The organism is Streptomyces sp. NPDC052301, from assembly GCF_044593395.1.
Taxonomy (GTDB): domain Bacteria; phylum Actinomycetota; class Actinomycetes; order Streptomycetales; family Streptomycetaceae; genus Streptomyces.
In genome coordinates, this window is sequence record NZ_JBIUBE010000006.1 from 39,260 (window position 1) to 55,814 (window position 16,555).

The 16,555-nt window shown below is 71.9% G+C and carries 17 protein-coding genes and 1 pseudogene; 5 read left to right on the forward strand and 13 right to left on the reverse strand.

From position 1 onward, the window contains the following. The first annotated feature begins 7 nt into the window (after window positions 1-7). Window positions 8-1,351, forward strand: coding sequence for a UDP-glucose dehydrogenase family protein (locus ACIHEJ_RS17845; RefSeq protein WP_400136235.1), 1,344 nt, complete (start codon window positions 8-10; stop codon window positions 1,349-1,351). 85 nt (window positions 1,352-1,436) lie between these two features. Here ACIHEJ_RS17845 and ACIHEJ_RS17850 read toward each other — a convergent pair whose 3' ends face one another. After that, window positions 1,437-1,940, reverse strand: coding sequence for a CGNR zinc finger domain-containing protein (locus ACIHEJ_RS17850; protein ID WP_400136238.1), 504 nt, complete (start codon window positions 1,938-1,940; stop codon window positions 1,437-1,439). Window positions 1,941-2,023: 83 nt separating this feature from the next. Here ACIHEJ_RS17850 and ACIHEJ_RS17855 point away from each other — a divergent pair, with 83 nt between their 5' ends. Together ACIHEJ_RS17855 and ACIHEJ_RS17860 are read left to right on the forward strand one after the other, a co-directional pair. After that, complete coding sequence (locus ACIHEJ_RS17855; protein WP_400136241.1) at window positions 2,024-2,383, forward strand: VOC family protein; 360 nt, start codon at window positions 2,024-2,026, stop codon at window positions 2,381-2,383. Between the two features lie 70 nt (window positions 2,384-2,453). After that, a complete protein-coding gene (locus tag ACIHEJ_RS17860) occupies window positions 2,454-2,846 on the forward strand; it encodes a VOC family protein (protein WP_400136243.1) in 393 nt (130 codons plus the stop codon). Window positions 2,847-2,876: 30 nt separating this feature from the next. On the opposite strand, the pseudogene ACIHEJ_RS17865 reads toward ACIHEJ_RS17860, so the two are convergent. The 5 genes and pseudogenes from ACIHEJ_RS17865 to ACIHEJ_RS17885 all read right to left on the reverse strand — a co-directional run. Continuing rightward, window positions 2,877-3,217 (reverse strand): annotated as a pseudogene (locus tag ACIHEJ_RS17865) (membrane dipeptidase); the annotation flags it as partial. 70 nt (window positions 3,218-3,287) lie between these two features. Beyond that, window positions 3,288-3,647: a MerR family transcriptional regulator gene (locus ACIHEJ_RS17870; RefSeq protein ID WP_400136246.1), complete on the reverse strand. Its 360-nt coding sequence runs from the start codon at window positions 3,645-3,647 to the stop codon at window positions 3,288-3,290. A gap of 365 nt (window positions 3,648-4,012) precedes the next feature. Next, window positions 4,013-5,191, reverse strand: coding sequence for a dipeptidase (locus tag ACIHEJ_RS17875; protein ID WP_400137464.1), 1,179 nt, complete (start codon window positions 5,189-5,191; stop codon window positions 4,013-4,015). Between the two features lie 5 nt (window positions 5,192-5,196). Next, entirely contained in the window at window positions 5,197-5,718 is a 522-nt protein-coding gene (gene purE, locus ACIHEJ_RS17880; RefSeq protein WP_400136249.1) for a 5-(carboxyamino)imidazole ribonucleotide mutase, read from the reverse strand. After that, complete coding sequence (locus ACIHEJ_RS17885) at window positions 5,715-6,875, reverse strand: 5-(carboxyamino)imidazole ribonucleotide synthase (RefSeq protein ID WP_400136252.1); 1,161 nt, start codon at window positions 6,873-6,875, stop codon at window positions 5,715-5,717. The genes purE and ACIHEJ_RS17885 overlap by 4 nt, the downstream gene beginning before the upstream one ends. A gap of 182 nt (window positions 6,876-7,057) precedes the next feature. Between ACIHEJ_RS17885 and ACIHEJ_RS17890 the strand changes: the two genes are divergently transcribed. Continuing rightward, window positions 7,058-7,564 (forward strand): GtrA family protein, encoded by a 507-nt coding sequence (locus tag ACIHEJ_RS17890; RefSeq protein WP_400136255.1) that lies wholly within the window; start codon window positions 7,058-7,060, stop codon window positions 7,562-7,564. A 21-nt stretch (window positions 7,565-7,585) separates the two neighbouring features. On the opposite strand, the gene ACIHEJ_RS17895 is transcribed toward ACIHEJ_RS17890, so the two are convergent. Beyond that, window positions 7,586-8,857 (reverse strand): ATP-binding protein, encoded by a 1,272-nt coding sequence (locus tag ACIHEJ_RS17895; RefSeq protein ID WP_400136258.1) that lies wholly within the window; start codon window positions 8,855-8,857, stop codon window positions 7,586-7,588. Between the two features lie 40 nt (window positions 8,858-8,897). Continuing rightward, window positions 8,898-9,575, reverse strand: coding sequence for a response regulator transcription factor (locus tag ACIHEJ_RS17900; protein ID WP_070023613.1), 678 nt, complete (start codon window positions 9,573-9,575; stop codon window positions 8,898-8,900). A gap of 493 nt (window positions 9,576-10,068) precedes the next feature. Between ACIHEJ_RS17900 and ACIHEJ_RS17905 the strand changes: the two genes are divergently transcribed. Continuing rightward, on the forward strand, window positions 10,069-11,607 hold the full coding sequence (locus tag ACIHEJ_RS17905) for a peptide MFS transporter (protein WP_400136262.1): 1,539 nt from the start codon (window positions 10,069-10,071) through the stop codon (window positions 11,605-11,607). A 71-nt stretch (window positions 11,608-11,678) separates the two neighbouring features. On the opposite strand, the gene ACIHEJ_RS17910 is transcribed toward ACIHEJ_RS17905, so the two are convergent. From ACIHEJ_RS17910 to ACIHEJ_RS17930, 5 genes are all read right to left on the reverse strand, one after another. Beyond that, window positions 11,679-12,044: a hypothetical protein gene (locus ACIHEJ_RS17910; RefSeq protein ID WP_400136265.1), complete on the reverse strand. Its 366-nt coding sequence runs from the start codon at window positions 12,042-12,044 to the stop codon at window positions 11,679-11,681. A gap of 187 nt (window positions 12,045-12,231) precedes the next feature. Next, the gene (locus tag ACIHEJ_RS17915; protein ID WP_400137467.1) at window positions 12,232-13,539 is read right to left on the reverse strand and encodes a hypothetical protein; all 1,308 of its coding nucleotides are present in this window, start codon (window positions 13,537-13,539) and stop codon (window positions 12,232-12,234) included. Window positions 13,540-13,541: 2 nt separating this feature from the next. After that, on the reverse strand, window positions 13,542-14,651 hold the full coding sequence (locus ACIHEJ_RS17920) for a hypothetical protein (RefSeq protein ID WP_400136269.1): 1,110 nt from the start codon (window positions 14,649-14,651) through the stop codon (window positions 13,542-13,544). Continuing rightward, window positions 14,648-15,574 carry a hypothetical protein gene (locus ACIHEJ_RS17925; RefSeq protein ID WP_400136272.1) on the reverse strand — a complete coding sequence of 309 codons (927 nt, stop codon included), beginning with the start codon at window positions 15,572-15,574 and terminating at the stop codon, window positions 14,648-14,650. Before ACIHEJ_RS17925 ends, ACIHEJ_RS17920 begins: the two co-directional genes overlap by 4 nt. 273 nt (window positions 15,575-15,847) lie before the next feature. Then, window positions 15,848-16,534, reverse strand: a complete 687-nt coding sequence (locus ACIHEJ_RS17930) for an LPXTG cell wall anchor domain-containing protein (RefSeq protein ID WP_400136275.1) — start codon at window positions 16,532-16,534, stop codon at window positions 15,848-15,850. Window positions 16,535-16,555 lie beyond the last annotated feature (21 nt).

Consider the following 16,555-nt stretch of genomic DNA (forward strand, 5'->3'; position numbering starts at 1 on the left):
GCACCCCATGAGCCTGAAGATCACCGTGATCGGCACCGGCTATCTCGGCGCCACGCACGCCGCGGCCATGGCCGAGCTGGGCTTCGAGGTGCTGGGACTCGATGTCGTCCCCGAGAAGATCGCCATGCTGGAGCGCGGCGAGACCCCGATGTACGAGCCGGGGCTCGAGGAGCTGCTGCGCCGGCACGTGGCCGGCTTCGAGGGGTCCACCGGGCGGCTGCGGTTCACCACGGACTGGGCCGAGATCGGGGCCTTCGGCGACGTGCACTTCGTGTGCGTGAACACCCCGCAGCGGCACGGGGACTACGCGGCCGACATGTCGTACGTCGACTCGGCGATCGCCTCCCTCGCCCCGCATCTGCACGGCCCGGCCCTGGTCGTCGGCAAGTCGACCGTGCCGGTGGGCTCGGCCGACCGGCTCGCGGCGTACCTGGTCGATCACTCCCCGGCCGGCGGGGACGCCGAGCTGGCCTGGAACCCGGAGTTCCTGCGGGAGGGCTTCGCGGTCCAGGACACCCTGCACCCGGACCGGATCGTGGTCGGGGTGCGCAGCGAGCGGGCGGAGAAGCTGCTGCGGGAGGTGTACGCGACGCCGGTCGGCGAGGGCACGCCGTTCGTGGTGACCGACTTCCCGACCGCCGAGCTGGTGAAGACGGCCGCGAACTCCTTCCTCGCGACGAAGATCTCCTTCATCAACGCGATGGCGGAGGTGTGCGAGGCCGCGGGCGGTGACGTGGCCAGGCTCGCGGAGGCCATCGGGCACGACGACCGGATCGGCGCCAAGTTCCTGCGCGCCGGGATCGGCTTCGGCGGTGGCTGTCTGCCGAAGGACATCCGGGCGTTCATGGCGCGGGCGGGCGAGCTGGGCGCGGACCAGGCGCTGACCTTCCTGCGCGAGATCGACTCCATCAACATGCGCCGGCGCGGTCAGATGGTGGAGATGACCCGGGAGGCGCTGGGCGGCGGTTCCTTCCTCGGCAAGCGGGTCGCGGTGCTCGGTGCCACCTTCAAGCCGGACTCGGACGACGTCCGTGACTCGCCCGCGCTGAACGTGGCCGGCCAGATCCATCTCCAGGGCGGTCAGGTGACCGTGTACGACCCGAAGGGCATGGGGAACGCCCGCAGGGTCTTCCCGACGCTGGGGTACGCCGACTCGGCGCTGGAGGCCGTGCGGAGCGCGGACGTGGTGCTGCACCTGACCGAGTGGCGGGAGTTCCGTGAGCTGGACCCGGCGACGCTGGGTGAGGTGGCGGCGGCCCGGCTGATCCTGGACGGGCGCAACACCCTGGACCCGGAGCTGTGGCGGCGGGCCGGGTGGACGTACCGCGCGATGGGCCGGCCCACCGCGTAGCGGACGCAAGTGGCGACGCCGGTTCGGCCGAGGCTCAGTCGGCCGAACCGGCGTCTTTCCGCATTCTGCACCAAGTCCGGCCGCCTCACGTCCCCTTCGCCCGGTAGCGCCGCATCTTCGCGCGCGCCCCACACACCTGCATCGAGCACCAGCGACCGCGTCCGGCGGGGCTGCGGTCGTAGTAAGCCCAGTGGCAGGTGTCGGCCTCGCAGGCCTTCAGCCGGGTCCAGGTGCCGGCGACGAGCGCCTCGGCCACGGCGACGGCGACCCGGGAGAGCAGGGGGCGCGCGTCGGCGGGGGCGAGGGCGGCGGAGCCGTCGTCGCCGACGGTGACGAGCAGCGGGGCGTGCGCCAGCAGGTCGCCCAGGGGGGTGACCGTTCGGTGCGGGGGGTGCCCGGCGTGGGCGAGGAGCACGGCGCGCAGCGACTCGCGCAGTTCCCGGGCCCGGTCCACTTCCGCCTCGGTGAGCGCGAAGCGTGCGCGGCCGTCCGCCGTGTCGAGCGCGTCGCGTCCCGATTCGAGGTCGATCGTGTTGACCAGCGATTCGACCAGCGCCAGGCCCGCGGGGGCGGCCGATCTCTCACTCATGCTTGCGACGTTACCCCCGATACGGGAGCATGCAGTAACCGTTACCGGTTACCCGGCTCTACGGGTAACACAAGGAGGTAGTCATGGCTCTCGCCAAGCTCGGTGTCGTGGTCCTGGACTGTCCCGATCCCCGTGCGCTGGCCGGCTTCTACGCCGGGGTGCTGGGCGGCACGGTGGAGGGGGACGAGGAGTGGGTGGACCTGACCCTGCCCGGTGGTCAGGCGCTGGCCTTCCAGCGGGCGCCGGAGCATGTGCCGCCGGTGTGGCCGTCCGGGGACGGCGCGCAGCAGTTCCACCTGGACCTCGTGGTGGAGGACCTGGACGCCGCCGAGAAGGGGGTGCTGGAGCTGGGCGCGAAGCCGCTGGACGCTGAGGACCGCGAGCGCACCTTCCGTGTCTACGCCGACCCGGCGGGCCACCCGTTCTGCCTCTGCGCCTGCTGAGAAGCGCCTTTCGAAGAGAGACATCGAAGCGAGACATCGAAGAAGAGTCGTCGAAGAGAGGGAGGGCATCATGGCGTCCGTCGCCCGTTTCCGTTCCGTAGTGCTCGACTGTCCCGACCCGCGCGCGCTGGCCGCGTTCTACGCGGCCGTGGCCGGGGGTACCCCGCAGGCCGAGGACGACGACTGGGTCGTGCTGCAGGTGCCGGACGGGCCGCGGCTGGCGTTCCAGCGGGCCGAGGGGCACACCCCGCCGGAGTGGCCCCGCGCCGACCGCAACGGCCAGCAGTTCCACCTCGACTTCGACGCGGGGCGGACCTGGGCGGAGATCGACGCGGCCCATGAGCGGGTGCTCGCGCTGGGTGCCCGTCCGCTGGATCTGGAGGACCGGGAGAAGAAGGACTTCCTGGTGTACGCGGACCCGGCCGGGCATCCGTTCTGCCTGTGCCGGATCGAACAGCCGTAGTGCTCCAGGTGCCGGGGGCTGAGACAGGCCCTAGGCGTCCAGTTCGGTGATCCTCGCCCGGGACGCCTCCCTGCGGTGCTGTGCGAGGCGGGCGGTGAAGTCCGCACTGCGCAGCACCCGCCGGGCGTTTCCCCAGGCCGGCAGGGCCAGCTCGGCCTCTGTCCAGCCGCGGCGGAGCAGCTCGGCGATCAGGTGGGGGGGGAGCGGGAGGTGTCGGCGAGGTCGCGGGGGTGGGTGGCGCCGGAGTCGTAGGTGCCGGACAGGCCGACGCACCCGGGGCCGGCCACGTCGCGGACATGGTCGAGGTGGCCGGCGACGTCGCGGACGGTCGGGCCGGTCCGCTCGGCGGTCAGCGGCACCATGTACGGCCCCGGCTATCGCCACGGTCGCACGGAGCGGAGGAGGCCTTCCTGGTGAACGGGGCGTTCGGGGGGCACCCGGTCAGGCCTCGCGGGCGGTGCGGATCACCTCGTCCAGCGTCTCCCGGGACCGCTCCAGGTCGGCGATCATGCGGTCGATGCGGCCGCGTTCGGCGGTGAGGTTCGAGACCAGCCGGGGGGTGGCGACGGCGGAGGGGCCGCCGTCCCGGTCGCGCATGCAGGGCAGCAACTGCCGGATCTTGTCGCTGTGCAGGCCGGCCGCGTACAGCTCCTGGATCCGGATGACCCGGTCGACGGCCCGGTCCGGGTAGTCGCGGTGGCCCCCGGGAGTGCGCTCGGCCGTGAGCAGGCCCTGTGCCTCGTAGTAGCGCAGCGACCGCTCGCTCACACCGGTGCGCCGGGCCAGTTCACCGATTCTCATTGCGCGGACCTCCGGGCTCGAACCTCACATCGGTGTCAAGTTCTACCGGGCCGGCATGACGCGGACAACGGACTTCCCGGCCCCGGCCCGGCCCGGCTCGGCCGGCGCTCCCCGACCAGCTCGTGACGGCCCCGCTCACCCTCCGCCGCGAACCGCACCCGCCGCGCCACGGAGCCGCCGTAACCGACCTCGCGACGGTTGGTGCTGTCCGCGAGGAAGTGGTGCAGCGGCATCCCGTTGGCCGAGTGCGTCCCGCGGGGCACGGCGGCCGCCCCGGACCTGACCGACCTGATCACGGGGGCCGTCACCCGGGCCCCGTACGGGGGCGGGGCCGCCGGCTACGACGACCGCCCCGCCCTGGGCCGTCAGCCGTCCAGCGACTCGATGGTGGCGTTGGACGGCGCCCGGGTGGCCCGAAGGTCGCGGGCCACGTCCTCGGCTGCGCCCAGCACCCGTACCGCGTTCTGCCAGGTGAGCTTGGCCAGGTCGGCCCGGGACCAGCCGCGGTCGAGCAGCTCGGCGAGCAGGTTCGGGTAACCGGAGACGTCGTTCAGGCCGTCCGGGGTGAACGCGGTGCCGTCGTAGTCGCCGCCGATGCCCAGGTGGTCGATGCCGGCCACCTCGCGCATGTGGTCCAGGTGGTCCGCCACCGTCGACACCGTGGCGACCGGACGGGGGGTGCGCTCCTCGAACGCGCGGTGCAGCTCCATCGCCTCGGGGCTGGTGTCGAGGTGGTGGAAGCCGTGGGCCCGCAGGTTGTCGTCGGCCGCCGCCGTCCAGTCGACGGCGGCCTGGAGCACGAACTTCGGGACGAACGTCACCATCGCCATGCCGCCGTTGCCGGGCAGCCGCTCCAGCACGTCGTCGGGGATGTTGCGGGGGTGGTCGCACACCGACCGGGCGGAGGAGTGGGAGAAGATCACCGGCGCGGAGGTCGCGTCCAGCGCGTCCCGCATCGTCGTCGCCGCCACGTGCGAGAGGTCGACCAGCATGCCGAGCCGGTTCATCTCCCGGACCACCTCACGGCCGAAGGCGGTGAGGCCGCCGGCCTTGGGCTCGTCGGTCGCGGAGTCCGCCCAGTCCACGTTGTCGTTGTGGGTGAGCGTCATGTAGCGCACGCCGAGCGCGTACAGGCCGCGCAGGGTGCCGAGCGAGTTGGCGATGGAGTGGCCGCCCTCGGCGCCCATCAGGGAGGCGATACGGCCGTCCCGGCGCGCCTGCTCCAGGTCGGCGGCGGCCAGCGCGGGCGCCAGGTCCGCCGGGTAGCGGGCCAGCAGCTGCCGGACGCAGTCGATCTGCTCCAGCGTCGCCGCCACCGCCTCCGGCTGGTCCGCGGGCACGTACACCGACCAGTACTGCGCGCCGACCCCGCCCTCGCGCAGCCGCGGGAGGTCGGTGTGCAGGCGCTCGGCCTGGTCCCCGGCGATGTCGAGCGCGTCGAGGTCGTAGCCGGCCTTCTTGCGCAGCGCCCAGGGCAGGTCGTTGTGGCCGTCGACGACGGGGAACGCGCGCAGCAGTTCCCGGGCTTCCTCCAGGGATGTCATCGCGGTCACTTCCGGAAGCCGAAGCCGCTCGCGCCCTCGACCTTGGAGCGCAGTCGCTTGCCCTTCTCGGTGGCCTGGTCGTTGAGGTCCTGCTGGAAGTCACGCATCTTGTGCAGCAGGTCCTCGTCGTGCGCGGCGAGCATGCGGGCCGCGAGGAGACCGGCGTTGCGGGCACCGGCGACGGAGACCGTGGCCACGGGCACGCCGGCCGGCATCTGCACGATCGACAGCAGCGAGTCCATGCCGTCGAGGTACTTCAGCGGCACGGGCACGCCGATGACGGGCAGCGGGGTGACCGAGGCGAGCATGCCCGGCAGGTGGGCGGCGCCGCCCGCTCCGGCGATGATCACCTTCAGACCCCGGTCGGCCGCCTGCTCGCCGTAGGTGATCATCTCGCGCGGCATGCGGTGCGCGGAGACGACGTCCACCTCGTAGGCGATCTCGAACTCGTCCAGGGCCTTGGCGGCGGCCTCCATGACGGGCCAGTCGGAGTCCGACCCCATGACGATGCCAACAACGGGGCTCATTCGGTGATCGTGCCTCTCAGGTAGCCGGCAGCGTGACGGGCGCGCTCCAGCACGTCGTCCAGGTCGTCGCCGTAGGTGTTGACGTGTCCGACCTTGCGGCCGGGCTTCACGTCCTTGCCGTACATGTGGATCTTGAGCTTGGGGTCGCGGGCCATGCAGTGCAAGTAAGCGGAGTACATGTCCGGGTAGTCGCCGCCGAGCACGTTGACCATCACGGTCCACCTGGCGCGCGGGCGCGGGTCGCCGAGCGGCAGGTCGAGTACGGCGCGGACGTGGTTGGCGAACTGCGAGGTGATCGCGCCGTCCATGGTCCAGTGCCCGGAGTTGTGCGGGCGCATCGCCAGCTCGTTGACGAGGATGCGGCCGTCACGGGTCTGGAACAGCTCGACCGCGAGGTGTCCGACGACACCCAGCTCCTTGGCGATGGTCAGGGCCATCTCCTCGGCCCGCAGCGCGAGGTCCTCGTCGAGGTCGGGCGCGGGGGCTATGACTGTGTCACAGACGCCGTTGACCTGCTGGGACTCCACCACCGGGTAGGCGACGGCCTGGCCGTGCGGGGAGCGCACGACATTGGCGGCCAGCTCGCGGACGTAGTCGACCTTCTCCTCGGCGAGGACCGGGACGCCCGCCTTGAACGGGTCCGCGGCCTCCTCTTCGGAGTCCACGACCCATACGCCCTTGCCGTCGTAGCCGCCGCGGACGGTCTTCAGGACGACCGGGAAACCGTCGCCCTCCGCTCCCTCCGGCAGGCCCTCGCGGGCGAACGCGGCCACGTCGGCGGGATCGGCGACGATCCGGTGCCGGGGGCACGGGATGCCGATCGAGTCGAGTCTGGCGCGCATCACCCCCTTGTCCTGGGCGTGCACCAGCGCGTCGGGTCCGGGGCGCACGGGGATGCCGTCCGCCTCCAGGGCCCGGAGGTGCTCGGTGGGTACATGTTCGTGATCGAAGGTGATCACGTCGCAACCGCGCGCGAACTCACGCAGCGTGTCCAGGTCGCGATAGTCGCCGACGACGACATCGCTCACCACCTGCGCCGCGGAATCCTGAGGGGTGTCACTGAGAAGCTTGAACCTGATGCCCAACGGGATGCCCGCCTCGTGCGTCATACGCGCGAGCTGCCCCCCGCCGACCATGCCGACTACCGGGAACGTCACACCCCTAGCGTATCGGCCACGCCGGGGCGGCCGGATCGCGTCCCTCTCACCGCGTCTTACCCGGCCCTTTCCGGTCTCTTTCCGACCTGTTTCCGAGCCTTGGCCTTGTGCAGAGGCGGCGGAGGGTCGGCGTGGATAGCATGGCCGGGTTGACGCAACCTACCGACGGGAGCTGCACAGCCATGGAACCTCGTTCCTCGGGGCTGCAACGGCTCGTACGCGAGGTGGCCAAGTTCGGCGCCGTCGGCGGCGCCGGCGTCCTTGTCAATCTTGGCGTGTTCAACCTGGTCCGGCACGTCTCCACGCTGCCGGTCGTGCGCGCCAGCATCATCGCGACCGTCGTCGCGATCGCCTTCAACTACGTCGGCTTCCGTTACTGGACGTACCGGGACCGTGACAAGCACGGCCGCACCAAGGAACTCACGCTGTTCCTGTTCTTCAGCGCGATCGGTCTGGTGATCGAGAACGGCGTGCTGTACCTGGCGACCTACGGTCTCGGCTGGGACAGCCCGCTGCAGAGCAACGTCTTCAAGTTCATCGGCATCGCCGTCGCGACCCTGTTCCGGTTCTGGTCGTACCGCACCTGGGTGTTCCGGGCCCTGCCCGCGCAGGAGGCGGAGTCGATCCTGGTGGCGGAGGCGAGGAAGCCGAGCAACGAGCCCGAGCCGAAGTCCCAGCGGGTGCCGTAGCCGCCGGCCGGCTGGGCGCCGTCAGCGGACCGTGGGCAGTTCCTCGTCCGCCTTGCGGGCCGGGGGTGTGCGGGAGAGGAACAGGCCGAACACCGGCGGCTGGGTCTGCAGCAGCTCCAGTCGGCCGCCGTCCGCCTCGGCCAGGTCACGGGCCACGGCCAGGCCGATGCCCGTGGAGTTCCTCCCGCTGATCGTCCGCTCGAAGATCCGCGCGCCGAGGTCGGCCGGGACTCCGGGGCCTTCGTCGGTGACCTCGACGACGGCCTGGTTACCGGTGACCCGGGTGCGCAGGGCGACCGTGCCGCCCCCATGCATCAGCGAGTTCTCGATCAGCGCGGCCAGCACCTGGGCGACCGCCCCGGGGGTGCCGACGGCCTGCAGATGCCGCTTGCCGGAGCTGACGATGGCCCGGCCCGCGCTGCGGTAGGCGGGCCGCCACTCGGCGAGCTGCTGCTGGATGACCTCGTCGAGGTCGAAGGTGACGGCGGAGCCGGTACGCGGGTCGCGGGAGTTCGTCAGCAGCCGCTCCACCACGTCCGTGAGCCGCTCGACCTGCGTGAGCGCGACGTTGGCCTCTTCCTTCACGGTCTCCGGGTCGTCGGTGAGGGTGATCTCCTCCAGCCGCATGGACAGCGCGGTCAGCGGGGTGCGCAGCTGGTGGGAGGCGTCGGCCGCGAGGCGTCGCTCGGCCGTCAGCATGCGCCCGATCCGCTCGGCGGAGGAGTCCAGCACATCGGCGACCCGGTCCAGCTCGGGGACGCCGTACCGCTTGTGTCGGGGGCGCGGATCCCCGGAGCCGAGGCGCTCCGCGGTCTCCGCGAGGTCGGTCAGCGGGGAGGCGAGCCGGTTGGCCTGGCGTACGGCGAGCAGCACGGCGGCGACCACCGCGAGCAGCGCCACCAACCCGATGATCAGCAGGGTCCGGCCGACCTCGCGGGTCACCGCGGAGCGTGGCTCCTGGACGGTGACCGTCTCACCCTCCTCGCCGTGCTGCGTGGCGTGGATCACATCGCCCCGCGGCCGGGTGCCGATCTCGATCGGCGGCCGGCCCGGCATGCGGATCACCGCGTACTGGTCCTTGCTGACCGGGTTGCGCAGCACGCCGGCGTTGACGTGCTCCGCGGCGAGGATCCGGCTGTCCACGATGCTGGCCAGCCGCACCGCCTCGGACTCCACCCGCTCCTGGGCGCTGTTGCTGATGGTCCGCGTCTCGACGATCACCAGGGAGATGCCGAAGACGGCGATCACCACGAGGACGACGGCGAGGGTGGACTGGATGAGACGTCGGCGCATGTTCCGTTACCTGAGGTGATCGCTGGCGCCCGGGAGCGGCTCAGCTCTTCTCGAAGCGGAAGCCCACGCCTCGTACGGTGGCGATGTAGCGGGGGTTCGCCGCGTCGTCGCCGAGCTTCTTGCGCAGCCAGGAGATGTGCATGTCGAGGGTCTTGGTGGACGACCACCACGTGGTGTCCCAGACCTCGCGCATCAGCTGGTCCCGGGTCACCACCCGGCCGGCGTCCCGCACCAGCACCCGCAGCAGGTCGAACTCCTTGGCGGTCAGCTGGAGTTCCTCGTCGCCCATCCACGCGCGGTGCGACTCGACGTCGATCCGCACGCCGTGCGTGGCCGGCGGCTGCTGCGGCTCGGCGGCACCGCGCCGGAGCAGCGCCCGCACCCGGGCGAGCAGTTCGGCGAGCCGGAAGGGCTTGGTGACGTAGTCGTCGGCGCCCGCGTCGAGGCCGACGACGGTGTCCACCTCGTCGGCCCGCGCGGTCAGGATGAGGATCGGCACGGTGTGGCCGTCGGAACGCAGCCGGCGGGCGACCTCCAGGCCGTCCATGCCGGGCAGGCCCAGGTCCAGCACGACCAGATCGACGCCGCCCTGCATCCCGGCGTCGAGTGCGGTGGGTCCGTCCTCGCGCACCTCGACCTCGTAACCCTCCCGGCGCAGGGCGCGGGCCAGCGGTTCCGAGATGGACGCGTCGTCCTCGGCGAGCAGTACACGGGTCATGAGGTGATGGTAGACCGCCCGCACACAGTGCCGGGGTGTGATCGGTTCCCGGGATTCTTACCTTCCCGACCCGCTGGTACGAACCATTGGTCCGGAGATGCGATCGTAGGAGGGACCTTCGAATTCCGTCGTGTGGTTCCCTCGACACCTGTGATCCGCGTCTCAAGTCCTTCCATATCCGGCAGTGTCCTGCCGTACAGTGACGTGAACGCCTGTAGTACACCTGGGGACCTTTGGCGGGCACTTGACGCTGAAGGTCTCTTTTGTGTGCGGGCTGAGCAAGATCAGCCTTGAAAGGAATGACCTCTGGCCGGGCTCGGACGCAGCGACGCGTCGGAGCGTGGATCCCGGTGGTCGCCGTCCGCCGCTTCCGAGACCCGGAAGTCGGACTCCCCCTGGGCGTGGGGGTGGACGTCCGACCCTGCCGGTGCCGGCCGCACCCCCACCGGGCGCGCAGCGCTCCACAGCGCGTCCCGACCAGCAAGGAACGACCATGGCGTCCAGCCTGACGAAGGACTCGGTCCGCCCGGGCACCCCCGGCTCCGAGAAGACCTTCTTCGGCCACCCCCGCGGCCTGGCCACTCTGTTCATGACCGAGATGTGGGAGCGTTTCTCCTACTACGGCATGAAGGCCCTGCTCACCGTCTACCTGCTGTCCGGCGGCCCCGATGCCGGCAAGGGCAGCATGGCCGGCGGTCTGGCCATGGACGTGGCCACCACCACGGTGATCGTCTCCGTCTACTCGGCGATGGTCTATCTGCTCGCCATGCCCGGCGGCTGGCTGGGCGACCGCGTCTGGGGCCCGCGCAAGACGGTGACCATCGCGGCCGTCACGATCATGTCCGGCCACATCGTGCTGGCCCTGCCGGGCGGCCAGGCGCCGTTCTTCGTCGGCCTCCTGCTGGTCGCGGCCGGTTCGGGTCTGCTGAAGGCCAACATCTCCACGATGGTCGGCCACCTGTACGACGGCCCGGACGACCCGCGCCGTGACGGTGGCTTCACGATCTTCTACATGGGCATCAACGCGGGCGCCTTCTTCGCCCCGCTGGCCATCGGCACCGTCGGCCAGGAAGTCAACTGGCACCTCGGCTTCGGCATGGCCGCGGTCGGCATGGCGATCGGTCTCGCCGCGTTCCTGCTCGGCACGCGCAACCTGAGCCCGCAGAGCAACCTCGTCCCCAAGCCGCTCTCCTCCGAGGAGCGCACCTCCTGGCTGCGCAAGGGCCTGACCTGGCTGATCATCGCGGCTGTGTTCTACGGCGTCGTCGGCGGCACCGGTCACTTCACCCTGAACTGGGCGATGATCCCGCTGACGATCATCGGGCTGATCATCCCGGCAGGCGTGCTGCTGCGCATCAAGCGCGACAAGGAGCTCTCCACCACCGAGCAGTCGAAGATGACCGGCTACATCTGGTTCTTCGTCGCGGCCGCCGTTTTCTGGATGATCTACGACCAGGGCGCGTCCACGGTCCAGGCGTTCGGTGAGGGCAAGGCCTCGCACCAGATGCTGGGCTTCGACTTCCCGACCTCCTGGTACCAGTCGCTGAACCCGCTGTTCATCATGGCGCTGGCCCCGGTCTTCGCCTGGGTCTGGGTGTGGCTGAACCGCCGCGACAAGGAGCCCAGCACCATCGTGAAGTTCTCGATGGGCCTGGTCCTGATCGGTGTGTCGTTCTTCTTCTTCCTGATCCCGCTGGTCATGGCGGCGAACGGCACCGCGGTCAGCCCGATGTGGCTGGTCGGCATCTACTTCATCCAGACCGTCGGCGAGCTGTGCCTGTCGCCGGTCGGCCTGTCGGTGACCACGAAGATGGCCCCGGCCAAGTACGCCAGCCAGATGATGGGCGTGTGGTTCCTCGCGGTCACCGCGGGTGACTCCATCACCAGCCTGCTGTCCAACCCGGCCATCGCCGGGGTCGACCTCGGTGGTACGGGCGCCGTGTTCGGGGAGGCGCTCCTCGCGGCCCTCGCCGGCTTCGCGGTGTGGATGTACCGCCGGAAGGTCAAGTCGCTCATGGTCGACGTGCACTGACGCACCGGCGCACACAGGCGAGGGCCGCCGCACATCAGGTGCGGCGGCCCTCGCCGTTCGGCCGTCGGCCGTCAGGACTTCGTCTCCACCGACCACGAGCGGGTGAAGCTGCGGAACCCGCACATCACGGTCGACTTCTCGCCGGGCTTCTTCCAAGGACCCCACAGGTACCACGGGATGGTGTGCTCGGCACCGGTGCCCGTGCCACGGACCACGTCGCACACGAGCTTGACCCGGTGCAGCCGCACCGCCTTGCCCGAGGACGACTTCTTGCACGTGGACGTGGCCTTCGGCCGGCCGAGGTCGAGGTGCACCACGGACGTGCACTTGTACTTGGCCCCGGCCGCTTCGGCAGTGCCCGCGGCGGCCAGGCCGGTCCCCGTCGCCATGAGAACGGCGGCGAGCGCGACGCCCGCCGCCTTCTTCCCCCAGGTCATTTGCTTCCTCTTTCCCCTGCCGCACAGCAAGACAGATGATCAAGCTTTCAACTGCCTTGTTGCGCGACATGCAACGCCATCGCGCACTTGCTTGCGCGAATGCAGGGGACGCTATGACACCTCCGATCTTGGGAGCAAACTCGCTCACCGGATCTGAGCAAGGTTTGAGGAACCGGGTATCAGCGGGTCAGCGTGTCCTGCGCCTGGGCATGAAGGTGAACACCGCGCCGCCCAGCAGGATCGCCGTGCCGGCCACCAGGCCCAGGGCCATCAGGGCGCCGTGGTCGCTCGCGCCCGTCTCGGCGAGGCCGCCGGAACCGGACGTGCTGCTGCCGCCGGTCGTGCCGCCCGAGGTGGACGTGGACCCGGACGCGCCGCCCGGCTGGCTGCTGGTGTCCAGGGTGAGCGAGACCTCCGTCTTCGTCGGCGTGCAGGTGGTCGTCGTCCCCAGCGCCTTGACCGTCAGGACGCCCGGGGACAGCGTGGAGCTGCCGCTCGCGCCGGGCTTGTAGGTGCCGGTGAGGTCCGGGACGGTGATCGGGTCGCCGGACCTGATGGGGGCGGAGTTGGCCGGCCCCTCCACATGCACGGTGCCCTTGTCGGCGCCGCCGAGGACCACCTCCATCGACGGTTTCACGGAGTCCTTCGGGATGTCGGCGGGGCTGTCCATCACCGACTTCTTGAACTGCACGGTGAGGTCGAAGTTCCCGCCGTTCTTCCTGGCGTTGATCTGCACCGGCGAGGTCGCGTTCTTGTCGCCGATCGGGGTCTTGCAGGCGTACGGGATCTGCACCTCCTTGCCGGTGAAGTCGGTCTGTCCGCTGCCGCCGCTCGCGGACGGCGAGGTGGACGGCGAGGCGGACGCGGACCCGCCGCTCGTCGGGGAGGCCGACCCGGTGGGGCTCGCCGATCCGGTCGGCGGCGCGCTGGACGAGCCGCCGCCACCCGTCACCTGGATCGTCGCCGCCTTCTGCACGGTCTCCTTGGGCGTGCACTTGGTGTCGGTCGACATCGCGTTGACCGTGTACGCGTCCGGCGTCAGCGTCACCTCGCCGGCCGTCGTCAGCTTCAGGCTGCCCTTCATGTCGGACAGCACCATGTCACCGCCCTTGGGGATCGCCGGGTTCGTGCGGGTCCCCTGCATCGCGACGTCGGCGGTCTGCGCCCCGGCCGCCTTCAGCACGCCGGAGGGCTGCACCGAGTTGGCGGGCAGGTCGATGATGTCGGGATTCTTGGACGCGGCCTGGACGAACTTCCACACGACGTCCACCGTGTCGCCCACCTTCGCCGTGGCCGGTGCGGTGATCTCGACCTTCGTGGTGCCGTCGACCGGGCTGATGCCCGCGGGCGGCACGCAGTGGGTGGCGTACGCCACCTCGGCCGCCTGCGCGGGCGCCACGGCCAGGCCCAGCAGGACGCCCGCTCCGCTCAGCGCCAGCGCGGCGCCCGCCGCGGCCGGCTTGCGTCCGCCGGCCGCTGTCCCTCTCCTTCGCATGCTCACGTGGGTCCCTTCGTGGTGGGAGTCGTCGGACTCGTCGGGCTGTCGTCGTGCGGTGCGGAGAGCCGGCCGGCCGGGCCGCCCGGGACGGAGCCCGGGCTGAACCACGGCAGGGTCGGGGTCGTGGGGGCCGCTTCGAGGACGGCCGCCTCGGGGGTGCGTGCGCGGGAGTGCGGCAGCCGCAGGGCGGGCCGGGGCAGCCGCCGGTGGCCGGTACGGCGGCCACCGGCCGGGCGGCGCGGCCGCACCCGGTCCACCACGGCCATGCCGATGCGGAAGAGCGCGGCCGGGACGACCAGGCAGAGCAGGATCCAGAACAGCGTCACGCCCCAGGGGCGGCCCACGCCCCACGGCCGCGCGGCGAGCACCCTGCCGTCGTACTTCAGGGACACGGTGTAGTCGCCGTGCGCCCCCGCCGACAGCTCGACCGGCAGTTCCACCTGCGCCCTCCTGCCGGGCGCGAGGGTGCCGTGCCACTGCCGGTCGTCCCACTGGGGGGCGAAGACGCCGTGCGCGGTGCCGACCTGGAACACCGGGTCCTTGATCGTGCCGGTGCCGGTGTTGCCGACGGTGAGGACGAGAGTGCGGCTCGGCGGGGCCCCGAACCAGGTCAGCAGGGAGCCGGAGCCGGTCAGCCGGGTGTCGGAGAGGACCGCGAGACGGCCGTCCGCGGGCTCGGCGGGCAGCGGGGCGACCGGATGCCCGGCGACCCGCAGCACGGCGTCCGCCTCGGCCCCGGCGCCGGTGACGGTGGCCACGTGCACCACGCAGGGGCACGGCACGGGCGGCTCGGCGACCGGGAGCTTCTTGCCGAACGTTCCCCGGGCGTCGGTGGTGACGGCCCGGCCGTCGCCGTTGGCGCAGGAGTTGGTGCCGCCGATGACGCCCCGGGCCGGGGTGGCCCGGCCGCAGACCAGCAGCATCAGCAGGGTGCGCGGCCGCCAGCCGGTCCCGGTGACGGTGACCGCGCCACCGGCGCCGGCCTGCCCGGCGGACAGCTTCACGACGGGCCGGTCCGCCGCCCGCACCGGCCCCGCGAGGCTCACCACCAACAGCACGAGCACCGCCCCGCACGCCGTCCCCCGCAGAAACCGCACGATGCCGCTCACTTCAGCACGCCTCCCGTCGACTGGGTGCTCCGGGTGGGGGCTTCGGCCGCGGCCGGGGCGTGGGGCGCGGCCTCGTGGCCGGCCGCGGATCCGCCGTCCGCCGTACGGCTCCCCCGCCGTCGTACGACGACCACCCCGCCCACGACCAGCGCACCCGCCGCGCCCGCCGGCAGGCCCCAGGGCACGAACCGCACGGACACCGTCGCCGTGTCGTGTGCTCCGCCCGGGGCCGTCACCGTGAGCCGTACGTCGACCGCGTCCAGCGCGGGCTGGTCCGGCCAGGGCTCGGTGAGACGCAGCCGCGCGCCGGGACGCAGGTGCACGGGGAGTGCGCGCGGCGGGCGGTCCAGCACCCGGCCGAGGACACCGTCCGCACGCACCGCGAGCCTGGGCACGAGGACGGTCGTACCGCGGTTGACCAGCTCGTAGGTGAGCCGGCCCGGGTGTACGGACAGATGCTCCACGGTCAGCGCCGCGAGCGCCGGGCCGCCGACGCGCAGCCGCAGCCGTACGGTCGCCGTCCGCCCGTCGGCGTCGCGCGCCGTGATCGTGGCGGCGCGGACACCGGGTCCGGTCCCGGCCGGGACGGTCACCGTGAACGGCACGTCGGCGCGGGTGCGGGCGGGTATGCGTACGCCCTTCGTCGCGAAGGCGACGCGGACGCCGGTGCCGGACAGCCGGACGACGACGGGCGTCCGGCCGGGGTTGGTGACGGACACCGTGTCCTGCAGGACCGCTCCGGGCGGGCCCTCGGCGTAGAGGGACGGGCGGCCCCCACCCGACGGCGCGACGGACCAGCCCCCTGCGACGGCGGCGGCCCGGGGCGCCGCGCCGGCCAGCGCGATCAGGCAGAGCGTCGCCGGGAGGGCGGCGGCTGGGGGCAGACGCCGGCAGCGGGACAGGACACGGGCGGCGGACGGCATGGGCGGCTCCAACGGTCGTGGGCCGGACGGGCGGCGACGGCCGGGGCGGTGGCCGGCCGGGACACGGGTCGGGGCTGGGGTGGGGGCTGCGGTCAGGGGCCGGGGCCGCGGTCAGGGCGTGGGACGCGGTCAGGGCGTGGGGCCGGTGGTCCGGGCGTGGGGCCGCGGTCGGGGCGTGGGGCCGCGGTCAGGGCGTGGGGCCGGTGGTCCGGGCGCGCTCTGCGCACCTTCAGGCGCCTTGCCGCACCCGAACCCCCACGGCCGACCGGCGCTTCAGCGCCGCGCGGTCTGGCCGCGGCGGGTCAGCCACAGGGTGCCTGCCGCTCCGGCGAGGAGGACCGTGCCGCCGAGCGTGGCCAGGGCGATCGCGGAGTCCTCGGGGCCGGTCTGCGGGAGTCGGCCGGTATCGCTGCCGGACGGTGTCGTGGAGCCCGTGGAGGACGAGCCGCCGGCCGCGGTGACGTCCAGCGTGAGGGCCGGTCCGGGAGTGTCGGTCGGCGTGCAGGTCGTCGTCGTACCCAGCGCCTTGATGATGAGCGTGCCCGGCATGAAGGTGACCTTGCCGGTCTTCTTCGGTGTGTACGTGCCGCTCAAGTCGCTGATTTTGATGGGGGTGTTGGCGGGGATGGCAGCGGCGTTGGCGGGCCCGCTGACCGGCAGGCTGCCCCTGTCCGCGCCGCCCAGCTTGATGGTGGCGCTCGGGCTCATCGCACCCTTGCCCAGCTCCACCGGGCTGGAGGAGACGCCCTTCTGCCAGGACATGGTGATCTTGTAGCCGCTGCCGCTCTGGACGCCCTTGATGTCGATGGGTGAGACGGCGCTCTTGACGCCGATCGGCGTCTGGCAGCGGTAGTTGACGTCGACGACGTCGGCACGGGCGGCCGGCGCGGTCAGCAGCACCACCGAGCCCGCCAGGGCCGCGGCGGACGCGAGCGCGGCGGTTCGCTTCGGGTACGACACGTTCGGTCCACCCCATTCGTT